Annotated in this window: 14 protein-coding genes; 11 read left to right on the top strand and 3 right to left on the bottom strand. The window is 72.8% G+C overall.

Annotated features, from left to right (window positions below; genetic code table 11):
- Positions 1 to 3: 3 nt before the first annotated feature.
- A complete protein-coding gene (locus IEZ27_RS28720; protein WP_229824429.1) occupies positions 4 to 1,437 on the bottom strand; it encodes a 2-hydroxymuconic semialdehyde dehydrogenase in 1,434 nt (477 codons plus the stop codon).
- Positions 1,438 to 1,610: 173 nt separating this feature from the next.
- Here IEZ27_RS28720 and IEZ27_RS28725 point away from each other — a divergent pair, with 173 nt between their 5' ends.
- From IEZ27_RS28725 to IEZ27_RS28735, 3 genes are read left to right on the top strand one after another with little or no spacing between them, the layout of a single operon-like run.
- On the top strand, positions 1,611 to 2,921 hold the full coding sequence (locus IEZ27_RS28725) for an MFS transporter (protein ID WP_189650108.1): 1,311 nt from the start codon (positions 1,611 to 1,613) through the stop codon (positions 2,919 to 2,921).
- Between the two features lie 31 nt (positions 2,922 to 2,952).
- Entirely contained in the window at positions 2,953 to 3,903 is a 951-nt protein-coding gene (locus tag IEZ27_RS28730; RefSeq protein ID WP_229824430.1) for a LysR substrate-binding domain-containing protein, read from the top strand.
- Positions 3,904 to 3,907: 4 nt separating this feature from the next.
- A complete protein-coding gene (locus tag IEZ27_RS28735; RefSeq protein ID WP_189650109.1) occupies positions 3,908 to 4,570 on the top strand; it encodes a GntR family transcriptional regulator in 663 nt (220 codons plus the stop codon).
- A gap of 30 nt (positions 4,571 to 4,600) precedes the next feature.
- Here IEZ27_RS28735 and IEZ27_RS28740 read toward each other — a convergent pair whose 3' ends face one another.
- Positions 4,601 to 5,794 carry an amidohydrolase gene (locus tag IEZ27_RS28740; RefSeq protein ID WP_189650110.1) on the bottom strand — a complete coding sequence of 398 codons (1,194 nt, stop codon included), beginning with the start codon at positions 5,792 to 5,794 and terminating at the stop codon, positions 4,601 to 4,603.
- Positions 5,795 to 5,940: 146 nt separating this feature from the next.
- Here IEZ27_RS28740 and IEZ27_RS28745 point away from each other — a divergent pair, with 146 nt between their 5' ends.
- From IEZ27_RS28745 to IEZ27_RS28780, 8 genes are all read left to right on the top strand, one after another.
- Positions 5,941 to 6,903 (top strand): helix-turn-helix transcriptional regulator, encoded by a 963-nt coding sequence (locus tag IEZ27_RS28745; RefSeq protein ID WP_189650111.1) that lies wholly within the window; start codon positions 5,941 to 5,943, stop codon positions 6,901 to 6,903.
- A 368-nt stretch (positions 6,904 to 7,271) separates the two neighbouring features.
- Complete coding sequence (locus IEZ27_RS28750) at positions 7,272 to 7,646, top strand: STAS domain-containing protein (protein WP_189650112.1); 375 nt, start codon at positions 7,272 to 7,274, stop codon at positions 7,644 to 7,646.
- A gap of 176 nt (positions 7,647 to 7,822) precedes the next feature.
- The gene (locus IEZ27_RS28755; RefSeq protein ID WP_229824431.1) at positions 7,823 to 8,119 is read left to right on the top strand and encodes a hypothetical protein; all 297 of its coding nucleotides are present in this window, start codon (positions 7,823 to 7,825) and stop codon (positions 8,117 to 8,119) included.
- Positions 8,120 to 8,127: 8 nt separating this feature from the next.
- The gene (locus IEZ27_RS28760) at positions 8,128 to 9,111 is read left to right on the top strand and encodes an ATP-binding protein (RefSeq protein ID WP_268246093.1); all 984 of its coding nucleotides are present in this window, start codon (positions 8,128 to 8,130) and stop codon (positions 9,109 to 9,111) included.
- Positions 9,112 to 9,240: 129 nt separating this feature from the next.
- Positions 9,241 to 9,585: a YciI family protein gene (locus IEZ27_RS28765; protein WP_229824453.1), complete on the top strand. Its 345-nt coding sequence runs from the start codon at positions 9,241 to 9,243 to the stop codon at positions 9,583 to 9,585.
- Positions 9,582 to 10,808 (top strand): RNA polymerase sigma factor, encoded by a 1,227-nt coding sequence (locus IEZ27_RS28770; protein WP_189650114.1) that lies wholly within the window; start codon positions 9,582 to 9,584, stop codon positions 10,806 to 10,808. The genes IEZ27_RS28765 and IEZ27_RS28770 overlap by 4 nt, the downstream gene beginning before the upstream one ends.
- Before the next feature lie 32 nt (positions 10,809 to 10,840).
- The gene (locus IEZ27_RS28775; RefSeq protein ID WP_189650115.1) at positions 10,841 to 11,428 is read left to right on the top strand and encodes an ArsR/SmtB family transcription factor; all 588 of its coding nucleotides are present in this window, start codon (positions 10,841 to 10,843) and stop codon (positions 11,426 to 11,428) included.
- A 1-nt stretch (position 11,429) separates the two neighbouring features.
- Positions 11,430 to 12,164, top strand: a complete 735-nt coding sequence (locus tag IEZ27_RS28780; protein ID WP_189650116.1) for an SRPBCC family protein — start codon at positions 11,430 to 11,432, stop codon at positions 12,162 to 12,164.
- Between the two features lie 107 nt (positions 12,165 to 12,271).
- Here IEZ27_RS28780 and IEZ27_RS28790 read toward each other — a convergent pair whose 3' ends face one another.
- Positions 12,272 to 14,368 (bottom strand): molybdopterin-dependent oxidoreductase, encoded by a 2,097-nt coding sequence (locus IEZ27_RS28790; protein WP_189650117.1) that lies wholly within the window; start codon positions 14,366 to 14,368, stop codon positions 12,272 to 12,274.
- Positions 14,369 to 14,374: the final 6 nt, after the last annotated feature.

Consider the following 14,374-nt stretch of genomic DNA (forward strand, 5'->3'; position numbering starts at 1 on the left):
TCCTCATATCTTGACGCACACGTTGACGGGCTCGGAGAAGAAGTCGAGCGAGTACTCGCCGCCCTCGCGCCCGATGCCGGAGGCCTTCACGCCGCCGAACGGGGTGCGCAGGTCGCGCAGGTTCCAGCAGTTGACCCAGACGATCCCGGCCTGGACGCGCGGCGCGACGCGGTGGGCACGCGACAGGTCCGTGGTCCAGACCGTGGCGGCCAGTCCGTACGGGCTGTCGTTGGCCAGCCGGACGGCCTCGTCCTCGTCGTCGAAGGGGGCCACGTGGCAGATCGGGCCGAAGACCTCCTCGCGCACGGTCCTGGCCTGCGGCGGCAGGCCGGTGAGCACGGTGGGCTCGACGTGGAAGCCGCCGTCGCGGTCGTCGCCGAACTCCGGCACGCCGCCCCCGGCCAGCACGGTCGCGCCTTCCTCGACGGCGAGCCGGTAGTAGGACAACACCTTGTCGCGGTGCTGCGCGGAGATCATCGGCCCGTAGTCGCGCAGGCCCCTCGCCCGCTCGGCCAGCGCCCGCGTGAACTCCTCGAAGATCGGGCGCTGGACGTAGACCCGTTCGGTGCACAGGCAGATCTGGCCGGAGTGGGTGAAGCTGGACCTGATCGTGCCCTCGACGGCCTCCTCCAGGTCGGCGTCCGCGAAGACCAGGGCCGGGTTCTTGCCACCCAGCTCGAACGAGACCGGCGTGACGTGCGCGGCGGCGTTGCGCATGATGGCGCTGCCGGTGGCCGAGGCGCCGGTGAAGGCGATGGCGTCCACGCCGGGGTGGGCGGTCAGATGCTCGCCGGCCGCTCCCGCGCCGTGGCCGTGGACCAGGTTGAACGCGCCGGCCGGCAGGCCCGCCGCGTCGATCACCTCGGCCAGCAGCGTCGCGGTCGAGGGGGTCTCCTCCGACGGCTTGGCGACGACGGCGTTGCCCGCGGCCAGGGCGGGCGCGACCTTCCAGGTGAGCAGCAGCAACGGCAGGTTCCACGGCGAGATGACGGCGACCACGCCGAGCGGGCGGCGCACGGTGTAGTTGAGCGCCTGCCCGCTGCCGCTCCAGGCCGGGACGCTGGTGGGGTAGGCGCGCTCGGGCCGGCCGTAGGCGAGGTCGGCGTAGGCGCGGAAGTTGCCGGCGGCGCGCGGGATGTCGACCGTGGCGGCCAGTTCGCGCGGTTTGCCGGTGTCGGCGGCCTCGGCCGCGACGAACTCCTCGAACCTGGCCTCGATCCCGTCGGCGATCCGGCGCAGGTACGCGCACCGCTCCTCGACGCCGGTGGCTCCCCACGGGCCGTCGAGGGCGGCGCGGGCGGCCCGGACCGCCTCGTCGACGGTCTCGCGGGACGCCTCGGGGACGGTCCCGACGATGCGTCCGTCGACGGGCGAGATGAGTGGGAAGTCCGTCCCCGCCGTCGTGAAGACGCCGTTGACGTAGTGCGCGGGCTTCATGACCGCCATTCTGCTGATCTCCGGACATAACAGTCCAATACCGAAATATCGCCCAGCTATCTGAATTTCGTCATATGTCAGTTCTGCTATACGACTCGACCGAACAGGTATTCGTTCTGGCATACCCCCTGCGTGCATCCTCTTCCGTACCCCCATTTGGAAGGCACAGAGTGATGGACACAGATCGCCGCCTGGCAGCCCGCCGCGTCTCGCGGGCCGCCTTCATCGGCACCGCCATCGAGTGGTACGACTTCTTCCTCTACGGCACCGCCGCGGCCCTCGTCTTCAACAAGCAGTTCTTCCCCGCCCTGGACCCGGTCGCCGGATCCATCGCCTCCTTCGGCACCATGACCGTGGGATTCCTCGCCCGTCCGCTCGGCGGCATCGTGTTCGGCCACTTCGGCGACCGGATCGGGCGGCGCAACACGCTCGTCGTCTCGCTGCTCATCATGGGGATCGGCACGACGCTGATCGGCGTGCTGCCGACGTACTCCAGCCTCGGCATCTGGGCCGCGGTGCTGCTCGTGGTGATGCGGATCGCCCAGGGCATCGGGCTGGGCGGCGAGCTCGGCGGCGCGGTGGTGCTGACGATGGAGCACGCGCCGAAGGGCCGGCGCGGCCTGTTCGGGGCGTTCCCGATGATGGGCACCCCGGCGGGCATGCTCTGCGCCAACGCCGTCTTCCTCGGCACCTCCTCGCTGCTCGGCGAGGAGAGTTTCATGGCCTGGGGCTGGCGGGTGCCGTTCCTGCTCAGCATCGTGCTGGTGGCGGTCGGCCTGTACCTGCGGCTGCGCATCGAGGAGAGCCCCGAGTACGCAGGCCTGGTCGAACGGCGCAAGCCGGTCAAGCTGCCGATCGCGGTGGTACTGCGCGACCACTGGCGCGAGGTGGTGCACACGATCGGCGTGATCATCGGCAACAGCGCGCTGGCCTACATCTTCATGGTCTACATCCTCGGCTACGGCGAGTCCGCGGCCGGCCTGTCGCGGACGTTCCTGCTGAGCTGCGTGATCGGCGGCGCCGCCGTCTGGCTGGTCACCGCGCCGCTGTGGGCCCACCTCGGCGACCGGCACGGCCTGCGTGCCGTCTTCACCTGGGGCTCGGTGGTGCTGCTGGCCGGCGCCCTGGCGATCCTGCCGGTCGTCAACACCGGCAACAAGCCGCTCATCGTGGTGTTCATGCTGGTGATGGGCGCGGTGCTGGCCATGACGCACGCGCCGCAGGGCACGCTGACCGCCAGCTTCTTCCCGGTCGCGATCCGCTACTCCGGCACGTCGGTGGCCTACCAGCTCGCCTCGCTGCTGGGCGGCGGCATCACGCCGCTGGTGGCGGCCTCGCTGTTCGCCTCGACCGGGACGTCGGTGTCGATCACCGCCTACCTGGCCGTGGTGACGGTCATCAGCCTGGTCGCCGCGCTGCTGATCCCCCGCAACGACGCCGAACGCCTGGGCGACCAGCCGGTCACCGCCGATATAGCGAAATAGCGCACGTACGTCCTGGTCATATGATGTTTTCGTGATATCTCGCCCGCTGGACCTGCTGAACGGCCGGCTCAAGCTGAGACACCTCGTGCTCGTGACCACCATCGCCGAGCAGGGCGGCGTCCTGCGCGCCGCCGAGCACCTCCACCTGGCCCAGCCCGCCGTCACCCGGGGGCTGCGGGAGGTGGAGCAGATCCTCGGCGTGGAGCTGTTCACCCGCGGGTCGCGCGGCGTCACCCCCACCCTCTTCGGTGAGGCCTTCATCGAGCACGCCCGCGCCGTACAGGCCGAGCTGCGCCGCGCGGGCGAGCGCATCGCCGGCCTCGCCGACGGGACCGCCGGCACCGTCACCGTCGGCACCCTGCTGGCCGCCACGAACGTGCTGCTCCCCCGCTCGATCGCCGCGCTCAAGGCCGAGCGGCCCGGCATCACCGTGATCGTCAAGGAGGGCACGTTCGACTCGCTGGTGCCCCAGCTCGCCGGCGGCGACCTCGACCTGATCCTCGGCCGGCTCAACCCGATCGAGGACCGCCCCGACCTGCGCCAGATCCCGCTCTACAACGAGCCCGTGCTGCTGGTGGCCCGCGCCGGGCACCCGGGCGGGCAGGCCCGCGCGCTGGCCGACCTGCTGGACTACCCGTGGATCCTGCCTCTGGAGCAGACCTCGCTGCGGCGGGAGCTGGAGCAGGTGTTCCACCGCGACGGGCTGCCGCTGCCGCCCGACCGCACCGAGTGCACCTCCATCCTGACGATCCGCTCCCTGCTGCTCGGCACGGACATGATCGCCGCACTGCCCGCGCTGTTCGTCAGGACCGACCCCCAGCTCCTCGAACTCCAGGTGCCCCTGCCCTCGGTACGCCGCTCGGTGGGCGCCACCCTGCCCGAGACCCGCGCCCTGACTCCCGCGGGCAAGGTCATGCTGTCCCACCTCCAGCAGCAGGCCCGGCACCTCGACGCGAGGGAGCCGGGCCCGGTGGGAGACTGAGGTCATGGTGGCAGGAGGCGGGTTCGAGCCCGAGTCCGTACGCGTCATCCGGCGGTTGCGCGACGACATCCTCGACGGCGTCCGCCCGCCGGGCAGCAAGCTCGTCGAACGCGATCTCGCCACCGAGCTCGGTGTGAGCCGGGTGCCCGTCCGCGACGCGCTGGCCACCCTGGCCGCCGAGGGGCTGGTGACGTTGCGGCCCCGCACCTGGGCCGTGGTGCGCGAGTTCACCGCCCGCGACGTCGCCGACCTCATCGAGGTGCGCTCGGCGTTCGAGGCCGTGACGTTCCAGCTCGCCGCGCGGCGGCACGACGCGGAGGGCCTGCGCCGGCTGCGCGCCGACCTCGACGCGGAGCTGCGGGCGGCGCGGGCCGGCGACGCCGTACGCGCCCGGCGGGCGGCGGCCGACTTCCACGAGACGGCCACCGTGATCGCGGGCAACGACCTGCTGGTCGAGCTGGGGCAGGTCCTGCGCAGCCGGATGCGCTGGCTGCTGGGGCGGCACGACGACCTCCGGCTCGTCGCCGACGAGCACCGGGAGCTCTACGAGGCGATCGCCGACCGCGACGCGGCCCGCGTCGGCGAACTCGTCGCCCGGCACGTGGAGACCAGCGACCGCCTCACCCGCGAACACACGACCCGCCACGAGCCCGCCGCCCGCCCCTGAACCGGGGTCGTCCCGAGCCCGTTCTGTGGGTCAGGCGTTCAGGAGGACTTCGCCGTCGCGGGCGACGACCCGGCCACCGGCGACCACGAGGGCCCGCGGCGGCACCCGTACGAGCGCGTCCGGCACGTTCTGGGCGTCGATGAGCACGAGATCGGCCCGCGCCCCCGGAACCAGGTCGTGCCGCTCCCGGTGCACGAACGGCGCCGCCTTGGTCGTGGCCAGCTCGACGGCGGCCGTGAGCTCCTCGTCGGTGCGCAGCCCGTGCAGGCGGGCGAACCCGAGGGCGATGCGCAGCAGGTCGCCGTCCCCGAACGGGGACCACAGGTCGCGGATCCCGTCGGTGCCGAGGCCGAGGCCGATCCCGCGCTCGGCCATGCCCCGCCAGGGAAGGGGCGCCGTGCGCACGGGCGCGACCGTCGCCCAGGAGATGCCCGCCTCGCCGAGGTCGTCGAGCAGGGCGCGCTGCCGGTCCGGGGCCAGCTCCCCGAGGGCGAAGCCGTGGGAGACGGTCACCCGGCCCTGGAGGCCCGCCCTGAGCGTGCGGTCGATGATCAGCTCGTACTGGAAGGCCCCCAGCTCGCCGCCGTCGTGCAGGTGGATGTCCAGGCCGACGCCGCGCCGCTCGGCGATCTCGAACAGGCCGTCGAGCTGGGCCACCGGGTCGCGGTCGATGCCGGCGGGGTCGAGGCCGCCGATGCTGGTCGCGCCCGCCTGCGCGGCGCGGTCGAGCAGGTCGAGCACGCCCGGCCGGCGGATCACGCCGTCCTGCGGGAAGGCCACGATCTCGACGTCGATCGCCCCGTCCAGCCGGTCCGCGGCCTCGCGGACGACCTCGATGCCCCGCAGGCCGAGGCCGAGGTCGACGTCCACGTGCGTGCGGGTGGCGGTGGTCCCGTGGCGCAGGTACTCGCGCAGCACCGCCACCGTCCCGTCCACGCCCGGGATGCCGTAGCGGTCGCGTTCGGCGCGTTCGTGGGCGATCCGGCCCTGCGTGGTCGGCTCGCCGCCGTACGACACCCAGGGCTGCCCCCACCAGCTCTTGTCGACGTGGGCGTGCGCGTTGACGAATCCCGGCAGGGCGAGCAGGCCGCGGCCGTCGACGCTCTCGCCGTCGGGCCGGGCCGTACCGGCCGGGCGCACGCCGGTGATCTCGGTTCCGTCGATGGTCAGGTCCACGGGCGCGGCGCCCCAAGGGCGCACGTTGGCGATAGTCCAGGAAGTCACTCAAAAATGGTATACCAAACGCGATCGTGCCTGGTCGAGGGCCTGCTTCCGCCGATGTCCAGGCCACTGTCGTACCGGCCTGAGAGGATTTGCGCGGAGCTCGGCAGGTGCGGCTCCCGGACCGATGGGAGAAGTGGGAGGGTCAGATGGAGCCACAGGTCTTCGACAGCCGTGACATCGGCGAGACCGAGGAGTTCCTCAGCAAGGCGTACGCCAAGATGCGCATCGGCGCCGACGTCAAGAGCCCGCGCACGTGGATCTCGCGCCAGGTCATGGGCTCGGTCAGCGTCGACCAGCTCCACCTCGAGTACGCCATGCGCTACGACGTCAACCCGCTCGGCAAGGTGTGCCTGTGCGCGGTCGAGTCGGGCAGCATCGCCCACCAGATCGCAGGCCAGGACGAGGACGTCTTCGGCCCGGGCGACACGGTGTTGTTCGCCCCGCCCGACCTGCCCTACACCGGCGAGATCCGCCGCTCCCGCTACGACATCGTCATGTTCGACGCCGCCCTGCTGCAGCAGGTGGCCGGCACCCTTCCCGGCCGCAGGGCCGAGCCGGTGCGGCTGGTGGGAAGCCGCCCGGTCTCCGCCTCCGCAGGCCGCCATCTGCGCCGTACGCTCGCCTACCTGCGCGACGACGTCCTCACCGATCCCGAGCTGGCCGCCGAGCCGCTCGTCGTCTCCACCGCCGGGCAGCTCCTGGCCGCCAGCGTGCTCACCGCCCTGCCCACCAACGCCGACGACGCCGCAGCCCCCGGCGAGGCCCGTCCCCAGGCGCTGCGCCGCGCGACGGCCTTCATCGACGACCACGCCCACCTGCCGATCGGCCTCGACGAGATCGCCACCGCCGCCCGAGTCAGCCCCCGCGCCCTCCAGTACGCCTTCCGCCGGCACCTCGGCACCACCCCGTTGGGCTATCTGCGCCAGGCCCGCCTGGCCCACGCGCACGCCGAGCTGAGGGAGGCCGATCCCGGCGCGACCACGGTCACCGCCGTCGCCGCCCGCTGGGGCTTCTTCCATCCCGGCCGGTTCGCCCAGCTCTACCGGGCCGCCTTCGGCCGCGCTCCCGGCGACACCCTGCACGCCCCGGCGGCGCCGCGACGCGGCTGATCCCCCTCGCCCGTCCGGCGCCGGTTTCGTTCCGTGGACAGGGTGCGGCGAATCCTTCGTCCGGCGTGCTGACCGGCCACCGCTCCGGGGGAAAGGGTGGGGGCGAGCACGGATCGCCGCGGCGCAGGAGGAGTTGATCGCGATTGAGCCCCCGCCGGAGCAGCATCACGCGCGCACGGCGAGGCCAGGGTTCCAGGCCGGGCGATCGCGGACCGGCACCGGGCACACCGCCGCCACGGCGCGGAAGACCTGCTCCGGTGCACGACGGCGGTCATGTGACTGAGCCGATCCCGCCGGCTCGTCATGCGTGACGCCGTCCGCCGGCCGCGACCGGCGGGTCCTCATGCCGCCCACCGTGCGGAGGCGGCATGACGCCACTGACGTTGAGCTGCCACGACCTGCCCGGCGGCGTACTGGTGACCGTGGCGGGCGAGCTGGACTCCAGCAACTCGCAACGGCTGGAGTCCTACGCCGAGCGGCAACGGCGTCCCGGGGCGGGGATGGTGCTCGACCTGGCCGGGCTGACCTTCATGGACAGCCGCGGCCTGCACGTGTTGTTGCGGCTCAACGCCGCCGTGCTCGACCAGGGCGGCGTGCTGCGCCTGGCCGCCGTGCAGGAGCTGCCCGCCCGCGTGTTGCAGGTGACCGGCGTGTGGTCCTCCCTAATCGTCCACGCCGACGTCGGGGAGGCCGTCGCCGCGATGGGCGCGCAGCGTCCGGACGGCCTGCGCGAGTCCTCGTGACCTCCCGGATCACCCGGGAACACGGGACTGAACGCCACGAGCACCGGCTCCGGAATCCGGATGGACATCGACCGCGACTGTCCCGTTCATGACCTCGATCCCGGTCTCCCGACCGAGGCCGTTCGCGAGGTCACCACAGGACAGTCCGCACAATTCCGCAGGACAACGAGGGTGACATGAGCGAAGCGATGACCGGCGGCTCCCGTACGACGTCCGGGGGCGCCGAGGTCGACGAGCTTCGGCTGCGTCAGCTGCTCGGCGGGCTGACAGCGGTACGGGACGGCGACTTCCGCACCCGCCTGCCCGAGGACACCGACGGCCGACTCGGCGGACAAGCCGACGTCCCCTCGGTCTCCGGCACCTGGAAAGACCTCACCGAATCGGTCAACGCCATAGCCGACAACCTCACCGCCCAGGTCCGCAGCACGCCCAGCGCCTCGGGCGTATCGGCGGGTTCGAGGAGAACCTGCTGACCGGCGAGATCGTCTGGAACGCCCAGCTTCACGGCATGTACGGCATGGCCCCCGACGAGCCGCCCATCCCGCTCGAACAACTGGCCGGGCACGCCCATCCGGACGACGCCGTGGCCATCGGCCGTTTCGTCCGCGCCGTGCTGCACCACCGCCGCCCGGCCTCCACCGCGTACCGGCTCCGGCGTTCCGACGGCACCGTACGGCACATCAGGGTCGTCGCCGAGCCGGTCTTCGACGACAGCGGCCTGCTGCTGTCCATCCGCGGCGCCTACCAGGACATCGCCCGGCAGCCCGCGGCCACCCTGGAGCAGCGCCTCGAACCCACAGCAACTCCGACACCGACGACGACACGTGCATCATCGGCGCCCGCCTCCAGTAGCGCCGCGCGCCGAGGCCACACCACCGGACGCCGGTCCCGGAAGGGGCGCCGGTGGTTTGCCGGGCCTTCGTCTGGAAAGCACCCAGAACCGGGTCCCCCGCCACGCCACATTCAGGCAGGACTGATCAAGACCATGGGCATGGAACCGGAGCTGCGCTGCCCCATCAGCACCGACCTCGACGCCATCCGCGGCCTCGTGCGCGGTTACGCCGGGCGGGGCGGGCTGGCCGGGGAACGCCTGGACAACTTCGTGCTGGCGGTCAACGAGGCGGTCACGAACGTGCTCGACCACGGCGGCGGCGCCGGCACGGTGCTGGCCCGGGGCCGTCCCGGGGGCGTCACCGTGGAGATCGCCGACACCGCCGGCCTGCTGAGCGCCGGCCACCTGGCCGCGGCCAGGCACGGCCGGGCGCGTACGGAGGGGTTCGGCTTCGGCCTGTGGCTGATCCAGCACCTGTGCGACGGCGTCGATCTCGACCAGAGCGCGGACGGCTCCCGGTTACGCCTGCACATGGACGTACGGGAGGCGGACGTACGGCGGCCCGCCGGCCCGCTCGTCCGGCACGAGGCGGAAGCAGAGTGGCCGGACCAGCCGGCGGCCGGGACCGGTTAGACCGACACAATCCGCAATTTCCAGTGTTATTCCGATTTTTCCGGAAAAGGCATGAGCAAAACCCCGGCCGGTAATTCGGCGCGCCCTTTCCGCTGGTCAGCTGCCCCTAGGATGAGGCAGGTGAAATACATGCTGCTGATCTACAGCAACCCCGCCGCCCAGCAGGCCGTGGCCGACGGCTTCGACCAGGTCATGGCCGAGGTCGACGCGCTCATGCAGGAGCTGGAGGAGAGCGGCGAGCTGGTCGGAGGTCAGGCGCTGGGCGATCCCGCCTCGTCCAAGACGGTCATGGTGCGCGACGGCGTGCCCGCCGTCACCGACGGGCCCTTCCTGGAGGCCAAGGAATACCTGGCGGGCTACCTGACCGTCGACTGCGCGAGCGTCGAGCGGGCCACCGAGATCGCCGCACGCTGGCCCGACGCGCGGCTGTGCGCCATGGAGGTGCGGCCGGTCCTCGACGAGGTGGCCGAGTGATCGAAGGGCTGCTGCGCGAACTGGCGCCGCAGGTGCTCGGGGTGCTCGTCCGCCGTTACGAGCAGTTCGACGCGTGCGAGGACGCCGTGCAGGAGGCCCTGCTCGACGCCGCCGTGCAGTGGCCCGCCCAGGGTGTCCCGGACAACCCGCGGGCCTGGTTGATCACGGTCGCCTCCCGGCGCGTCATCGACCACATCCGCAGCGAGAGCGCGCGCCGGCGGCGGGAGGAGAGCGCGGCGGTGGCCGTGCCTGCCGACGAGTTCGTCGCGCCCGCGCCGGGCGAGGAGCGCACTCCGGCCGGTGACGACACGCTGACGCTGCTGTTCCTGTGCTGCCACCCGTCGCTGTCGGAGCCCTCGCAGCTCGCGCTCACGCTGCGGGCCGTGGGCGGCCTGACCACGGCGCAGATCGCGGCGGCGTTCCTGGTGCCGGAGGCGACGATGGCCCAGCGCATCAGCCGGGCCAAGCAGCGCATCAAGTCCACCGGGGTGCCGTTCGGGCCGCCGCCGGAGCCGGAGCGCGCCGAACGGCTGCGCGTGGTGCTCCACGTGCTCTACCTGATCTTCAACGAGGGTTACACCGCCACCTCCGGGCCCGACCTGCAGCGGCCCGAGCTGACCGCCGAGGCGATCAGGCTGGCCCGGCTCGTGCGCCGGCTGCTGCCCGACGACGGCGAGGTCGCCGGGCTGCTGGCGCTCATGCTGCTGACCGAGGCGCGGCGGGCGGCGCGCACCGGGCCGGGCGGGTCGCTCGTGCCGCTCACCGACCAGGATCGTTCCCTGTGGGACCGGCGGCTCGTCGAGGAGGGTGTGGAGCTGGTCAGCAAGGCGCTGGCCACCAGCGCGCTCGGCCCGTACCAGTTGCAGGCGGCGATCGCGGCCGTGCACGACGAGGCGCCCACGGCCGCCGAGACCGACTGGCCGCAGATCCTCGCCCTCTACGGCGTGCTGGCCGGGCTGGAGGACAACCCGATGGTCCGGCTCAACCAGGCCGTGGCCGCCGCCATGGTCAACGGCCCGCGCGCCGGGCTCGACCTGCTCGACGGCCTGGCCGCCGACGACCGGCTCTCGGGTCACCACCGGCTGGCCGCCGTACGCGCCCATCTGCTGGAGATGGACGGCGACACCGAGGGGGCCGCGCGCGCCTTCCGCGAGGCGGCCCGGCGTACGCTGAGTCTGCCTGAGCAGCGCTATCTCGAAGGCAAGGCCGCCGCGCTCGCTTGACAACGATTTTTTTCGGTGCAATCGTTTCACCCATGTACGAAGTGGCAGTGATCGAAGACGCGGCGGCCGCCGAGGCGTCGCTCGACCCGATGCGGTCGAAGTTGCTGGCCGAGCTGGTCGAACCGGGCTCTGCCACGTCCCTGGCCGCCAAGGTGGGCCTGGCCAGGCAGAAGGTCAACTACCATCTGCGCACCCTCGAACGCCATGGGCTGGTCGAGCTGGTCGAGGAGCGCAAGAAGGGCAACGTCACCGAGCGCGTGATGCAGGCCACGGCCGCCTCCTTCGTGATCTCCCCCACGGCGCTGGCCTCGGTGCAGCCCGACCCGGCCAAGTCGCCCGACCGGCTGTCGGCACGCTGGCTGCTGGCGCTGGCGGCCCAGCTCGTCCGCGACGTCGGCACGCTGCTCACCGGCGCGGCCAAGGCGCAGAAGAAGGTGGCCACGTTCGCGATCGACGGCGAGGTGCGCTTCGCCTCGGCCGCCGACCGGGCCGCGTTCGCCGAGGAGCTGGCGCACTGCGTGACGTCGTTGGTCAGCAAATATCATGACGAGTCCGCAGAAGGCGGGCGGGAACATCGCCTGATCGTCGCCGTGCACCCGTCCGTGAAGAAGGGCTCCTGAGGTGGGGCGCGAGTTCGAGATCCCCCTTGAGTCCCTGGTCGAGGCGACGCCCGAGCAGGTGTGGTCGGCCATCACGACCGGGCCGGGCATCGACTCGTGGTTCATGGGGCGCAACGAGGTCGAGGGCGGCGCGGTCCGCACCGCCTTCGCCGGGGCCGAGCTGCCGGAGTCCCGGGTGAACGCCGACGAGCCGCTCAAGCACTTCGCCCACTCCGCCACGCCGGGCCCCGACGGCCGCTTCGTCGCCTACGAGTTCCTGCTGGAGGGCCGCGGCCAGGGCAGCACCCTCGTCCGCATGGTCACCAGCGGCTTCCTGCCCGGCGACGACTGGGAGCACGAGTACGAGGCGATGTCCGCGGGCACGGCCCTGTTCTTCGCCACGCTGACGGAGTACCTCAACCACTTCGCCGGCCGCGGCGCGACCCCGCTCACCGAGTCCGGCCCGCCGGTGGCCGACTGGCCGCGCGCCTGGCGGGCCCTGCACGCCGCGCTCGGCGGCCCGCCCGAGCCCGGCGACACCGTCCGGCTCACCCCGCCCGGCCTGCCCGCGGTCCAGGGCGTCGTCTACTTCCGTAACGCCCAGACCGTCGGCGTCCGCACCTCCGACGCCCTCTACCGGTTCGTCCAGGGCATCGGCGGCACCATGCTCGTCATGCACCTGCTGTTCGGCGACCCCGAGGGCCAGGCGGCGGCCTGGCGGTCCTGGCTGGAGGATCTGTACGCGGATCGGGCATGACTTCCGCATGAACGTGGTGGCACTGTCGGACACCCACGCGCCGAGACGGTGGCGCTCCTGCCCGCCCCGGGTGGCCGAGCACCTGCGCGGGGCGGAGATCGTGCCCGTCACCTGAGGGGCTCGACGGTGACCGGGACACCGTTGAGCGCGGCCGTGCCGGAGAGCTCGTCCAGGCGGGCGGGGTCGGTGAGGTCGTTGGCGCTGGCGCCGCCGAGCGTGGACGCGACCGACAGCAGCACGCCCGGCCGGTCGTGGCCGTAGCCGTGCGGCAGGCTGACCACGCCGGGCATGACGTCCTCGCTCGCGCTGACCTCCACCGTCACCTCGCCGCTGCGCGAACGCACCCGGACCGGCCCGCCGTCGGTCAGGCCGCGGGCGCGCAGGTCGTCGGGGTGCATGAGCAGGTGGTGGCGCGGCCGGCCCTTGACCAGCCGGGCCGAGTTGTGCAGCCAGGAGTTGTCGTCGCGCAGGTGGCGGCGGCCGATCAGCAGCAGTTCGGCGGCGCGCGGCGCGGTCAGGAGCTCGTCGCGGGCCCGTTCGAGCCCGGCGAGCAGCACGGGCGGCGCGGCGTCCACGCGCCGCCCGCGGGTGCGCAGCCGGCCCGGCAGGCTCGGCCGGAGCGGGCCCAGGTCCAGCCCGTGCGGGTGGCGGCGCAGCTTGGCCACGCTCAGCCGGTACGGCCCCGCCCGCAGCCCGAGATCCACGATCCGCTCGGGCGTGAGCCGCAACACGAGCCGGTCGGAGAGCGAACCGGCGCGGACCAGGCGGCGGTAGCGCCGGGCCAGCTCGCGCAGGATCTCCCAGTCGTGCCGGGCGTCCGGCGTCCTCGGCAGCACGGCCGGGGTGTAGCGGGCGCGGTCGCGGACCGCGACCAGGTTGAAGACGAGGTCGTAGTGGTCGCGTTCGAGCAGGTCGGTGGGCGGGAGGATGACGTCGGCGTGCCGGGTGGTCTCGTTGACGTAGAAGTCGAGGCTGACCATGAAGTCCAGCTCCCCGAGGGCCCGCGACAGCTCGTGCCCGGCGGGGGCCGAGCGCACCGGGTTGCCGGCGATGGTCAGCAGCGCCCGCACCTGTCCCTTCCCCGGGGTGCGGATCTCCTCGGCGAGCGCCGCGGCGGGCAGTTCGCCGCCGAACTCCGGCAGGCCCCGCACCCGGCTGCGCCACCTGTCCTCGTGGCCCGGGTCGATCATCCGGTTGCGTACGGGATCGACGGCGGGCCTGCTCATCAGCGTGCCGCCGGGCCGGTCGAGGTTGCCGGTGACCAGGTTGAGCAGCTGGATCCCCCACTGGCACAGGGTGCCGAAGCGCTGCGTGGACACGCCGACCCGGCCGTAGGCGGCGGCAGCGCCCGCGGCGGCGAACTCGTCTGCGACCCGGACGATCACCTCGGCCGGCACGCCGGTGACCGCGGCGGCCCGCTCGGGCGTGAACGCCGCCAGCGCCCGCGTCAGCCGGTCGAGCCCGTCCACGTAGGGCGCGGGACGGGCGGCGCCCTCGGCGATGATCCGGCCGACCATGGCCAGGATGAGCGCCGCGTCCGTGCCGGGCCGGACGAAGTGGTGCTCGTCGGCCAGCCGGGCGGTCTCCGTACGGCGCGGGTCGAACAGCACCATCCGGCCGCCGCGGGCACGCAGGTCGCGGATGCGCCTGACGATGCCGGGCGCGCTCATCACGCTGCCGTTGGAGACGGCCGGGTTGGCGCCGAAGGCCAGGAAGTAGGCCGTACGGTCGATGTCGGGCACCGGGAGCAGCCATTGGCTGCCGTACAGGTGGCGGGCGACGTACTGGTGGGGTAGCTGGTCCAGGGAGGCGGCGGAGAACCGGTTGCGGGTGCCCAGCAGGCGGGCGAACGGCGGCGCGTGCGTCAGCGCGCCCATGCTGTGCACGACGGGGTTGCCGAGGTAGACGGCGACGGCGTCGGCGCCGTGCTCGGCGCGTGTCCGGGCCAGCTTGGCCGCGACCAGGTCGAACGCGTCCGGCCAGGGGATCTCCCGCCAGCCGTCCGGGGTGCGCAGCACGGGACGGCGCAGCCGGTCGGGGTCCTCGCGTATGTCCTGGAGGGCCAGCGCCTTGGGGCACAGGTGCCCGGCCGACAGCGGGTCGTCCGCGTCGCCCCGGACGCCGGTGATCCGGTCGCCGTCCAGGTCGAGGCGCAGGCCGCACATGGCCTCGCACAGGTTGCAGGTCGCCAGCCGGGTCGCCATGTGACC

The sequence above is a fragment of the Nonomuraea spiralis genome (assembly GCF_014648435.1).
GTDB classification, from domain to species: Bacteria; Actinomycetota; Actinomycetes; order Streptosporangiales; family Streptosporangiaceae; genus Nonomuraea; species Nonomuraea spiralis.

What these genes read in the sequence shown, in the direction of transcription:
- IEZ27_RS28720 (WP_229824429.1), bottom strand. Translation starts at nt 1,437, where the DNA reads ATGAAGCCCGCGCACTACGTCAACGGCGTCTTCACGACGGCGGGGACG.
- IEZ27_RS28725 (WP_189650108.1), top strand. Translation starts at nt 1,611, where the DNA reads ATGGACACAGATCGCCGCCTGGCAGCCCGCCGCGTCTCGCGGGCCGCC.
- IEZ27_RS28735 (WP_189650109.1), top strand. Translation starts at nt 3,908, where the DNA reads ATGGTGGCAGGAGGCGGGTTCGAGCCCGAGTCCGTACGCGTCATCCGG.
- IEZ27_RS28745 (WP_189650111.1), top strand. Translation starts at nt 5,941, where the DNA reads ATGGAGCCACAGGTCTTCGACAGCCGTGACATCGGCGAGACCGAGGAG.
- IEZ27_RS28750 (WP_189650112.1), top strand. Translation starts at nt 7,272, where the DNA reads ATGACGCCACTGACGTTGAGCTGCCACGACCTGCCCGGCGGCGTACTG.
- IEZ27_RS28755 (WP_229824431.1), top strand. Translation starts at nt 7,823, where the DNA reads ATGAGCGAAGCGATGACCGGCGGCTCCCGTACGACGTCCGGGGGCGCC.
- IEZ27_RS28765 (WP_229824453.1), top strand. Translation starts at nt 9,241, where the DNA reads ATGCTGCTGATCTACAGCAACCCCGCCGCCCAGCAGGCCGTGGCCGAC.
- IEZ27_RS28775 (WP_189650115.1), top strand. Translation starts at nt 10,841, where the DNA reads ATGTACGAAGTGGCAGTGATCGAAGACGCGGCGGCCGCCGAGGCGTCG.
- IEZ27_RS28790 (WP_189650117.1), bottom strand. Translation starts at nt 14,368, where the DNA reads ATGGCGACCCGGCTGGCGACCTGCAACCTGTGCGAGGCCATGTGCGGC.